Below are 2917 nucleotides of genomic sequence, written 5' to 3' on the forward strand. Positions count from 1 at the left end.
GGCGGTACGGGCGGAGCGCGAGCTCGGGTGCCTGGTCCAGGTCGCGCTGGACGCCGAAACGGGCGGGCGGGGCGAGCGCGGTGGCGTCGCACGGGACGGTGTAGAGGAGTTGGCGGCGCTGATTGCCGCCTCACCAGGACTGCGGCTCGACGGTCTGATGACCGTCGCGCCGCTCGCCGGACCGTACGCGGGACGGCAGCAGGCGGCGTTCGAGCAGCTGATGGAAATCTCATCCCGCCTGCGCGCAGCCCATCCGGCTGCGAACATGGTGTCAGCAGGGATGAGTGCGGACCTCGAAGATGCCGTGGCCGCCGGAGCGACACATGTGCGCGTCGGTACTGCGGTACTCGGAGTTCGTCCCAGGCTCGGGTAGCGTCGCCAAGCAAGTCGGACCACAGCAGAAAATATGGTCATTCCCGCTGATCGGCGGGGAGATCGAGTGGATCGCGGGCGCTTGGTGGCACTGCACTTTGGCACAAGGGCGATCCACCACAGAGCGGAGGACTCAGAGCATGGCCGGCGCGATGCGCAAGATGGCGGTCTACCTCGGCCTCGTGGAGGACGACGGTTACGACGGCCCGGGGTTCGACCCCGACGACGAATTCGAACCCGAGCCGGAGCCCGAGCGCGACCGGCGGCGGCACCAGCCCACGCAACAGTCGCAGCAGGACGAACCGGTACGAGTCGTACAGCCGCCCGCTCAGCGCGAGGCGTCCCACCGACCCGCTCCGATTTCCGCAGAAAGCGGACGTCCAGCGCGAATTGCCCCCGTGGCGTCCATCACACCCGAACGCCCGAGCATGGAGAAGAACGCCCCGGTGATCATGCCCAAGGTTGTGTCCGAGCGGGAGCCCTACCGCATCACCACGTTGCACCCCCGGACCTACAACGAGGCCCGTACCATCGGGGAACACTTCCGTGAGGGCACTCCGGTGATCATGAATCTCACGGAGATGGACGACACCGATGCGAAGCGACTTGTCGACTTTGCGGCAGGACTCGTCTTCGGTCTGCATGGCAGCATTGAGCGGGTGACGCAGAAGGTGTTCCTGTTGTCGCCTGCTAACGTCGATGTCACGGCGGAGGACAAAGCCCGTATCGCAGAGGGCGGTTTCTTCAACCAGAGCTGAGACAAGACACCGGGTACGACACCGGCCGGGAGGCCGGAAGACTGAGCAAGTCAGGGGAGAGGGAAGCACGAGATGGGCATCGCACTACAGGTGATCTACATCGTGCTGATGTGCTTCCTGATTGTCCTGATCTTCCGGCTTGTCATGGACTATGTCTTTCAGTTCGCCCGTTCATGGCAGCCCGGCAAGGCGATGGTGGTCGTTCTGGAGGCCACTTACACTGTCACCGATCCACCGCTCAAGCTTCTGCGGCGATTCATTCCGCCGCTGCGTCTCGGGGGCGTGGCACTCGACCTGTCCTTCTTCGTTCTGATGATCATCGTCTACATCCTGATCAACATTGTGAGCCGGGTGTGAACGATACGGTCCTGCCGACTGCCGACGACTACGTAGAGGTGAAGAAGAGATGCCGTTGACCCCCGAGGACGTGCGGAACAAGCAGTTCACGACCGTCCGCCTCCGAGAAGGTTATGACGAGGACGAGGTCGATGCCTTCCTCGACGAGGTCGAGTCCGAGCTGACCCGACTCCTTCGTGAGAACGAGGATCTGCGCGCCAAGCTCGCTGCCGCGACGCGAGCCGCAGCGCAGAACCAGCAGCAGGGCATGCGCAAGCCGGAGCCGCAGGACGGACGAGGCGGCCCGGGTGCGCCGGTGCCTGCCGCCATATCCGGACCGCCGCAGGTTCAGCAGCAGATGGGCCCGCCGCAGTTGCAGAGCGGCGCCCCGCAGCTGCCGCCGGGCCAGGGTGGCCACGGTCCCGGCCCGCAGGGCCAGCACGGTCCCGGCCCGATGGGTCAGGGTCCGATGGGCCAGGGCCCCATGGGCCAGCAGCAGATGGGTCAGGGCCCGATGGGCCAGAACCAGCTCGGCCAGGGCCCCATGGGCCAGCAGCAGATGGGTCAGGGCCCCATGGGCCAGAACCCCATGCAGGGTCAGATGGGCGGCCCCATGGGCGGCCACGCCCCGCAGCTTCCGCAGCAGGGCCCCGGCGGCGACAGCGCCGCACGTGTTCTGTCGCTCGCCCAGCAGACCGCCGACCAGGCGATCGCGGAGGCCCGTTCCGAGGCCAACAAGATCGTCGGCGAGGCCCGCAGCCGCGCCGAGGGTCTGGAGCGCGACGCCCGTGCCAAGGCCGACGCCCTGGAGCGGGACGCGCAGGAGAAGCACCGCGTGGCGATGGGCTCCCTGGAGTCCGCTCGCGCAACGCTCGAGCGCAAGGTCGAGGACCTGCGCGGTTTCGAGCGCGAGTACCGTACGCGGCTGAAGTCCTACCTGGAGTCGCAGCTGCGCCAGCTGGAGACCCAGGCCGACGACTCGCTCGCACCGCCGCGCACCCCGTCCGCACCGTCGCTGCCTTCGGCTCCGTCGATGCAGCCGGCCGGTGCGGGTGCGATGGGTCATGGCGGCCACACGATGGGCGGCCAGCCGTCCATGGGCGGGCAGCCCCCGATGGGCCAGCCGTCCATGGGCCAGTCGTCGTACGGCGGCCAGCAGCAGATGTCGCCCGCGATGACGCAGCCGATGGCACCGGTGCGGCCGCAGGCGCCGCAGCCGATGCAGCAGGCGCCTTCGCCGATGCGTGGCTTTCTGATCGACGAGGACGACAACTGACGGGCGGTTCGCGCGTGCTGAGCGCGTAGCCGTCGGCAGGCTGAGGGCCGGGCCCCGGGGTTTCCCCGGGGCCCGGCCCTTTTGCGTGCCCGCCGCGATGTGACGGGGGCGAGTCCCGAGCTCCGGCACGCGACCTTCGGCCGCGTTGCGGGGGCCGGGGCGCAGCCCCGCCACG

Annotated in this window: 4 protein-coding genes; all 4 read left to right on the forward strand. The window is 68.3% G+C overall.

Features of this window, described 5'->3' with window-relative positions:
- Positions 1-373, forward strand: a 373-nt coding sequence (locus tag J0695_RS35670; RefSeq protein ID WP_206968925.1) for an alanine racemase, incomplete at its 5' end; no start/stop codon positions are given.
- Between the two features lie 139 nt (positions 374-512).
- Positions 513-1130, forward strand: a complete 618-nt coding sequence (locus tag J0695_RS35675; protein ID WP_206968926.1) for a cell division protein SepF — start codon at positions 513-515, stop codon at positions 1128-1130.
- 72 nt (positions 1131-1202) lie between these two features.
- Positions 1203-1487: a YggT family protein gene (locus tag J0695_RS35680; RefSeq protein ID WP_206968927.1), complete on the forward strand. Its 285-nt coding sequence runs from the start codon at positions 1203-1205 to the stop codon at positions 1485-1487.
- Positions 1488-1536: 49 nt separating this feature from the next.
- Entirely contained in the window at positions 1537-2742 is a 1206-nt protein-coding gene (locus J0695_RS35685; protein ID WP_206968928.1) for a DivIVA domain-containing protein, read from the forward strand.
- Positions 2743-2917 lie beyond the last annotated feature (175 nt).

It is taken from the genome of Streptomyces beijiangensis (genome assembly GCF_017315755.1).
Taxonomy (GTDB): domain Bacteria; phylum Actinomycetota; class Actinomycetes; order Streptomycetales; family Streptomycetaceae; genus Streptomyces; species Streptomyces beijiangensis.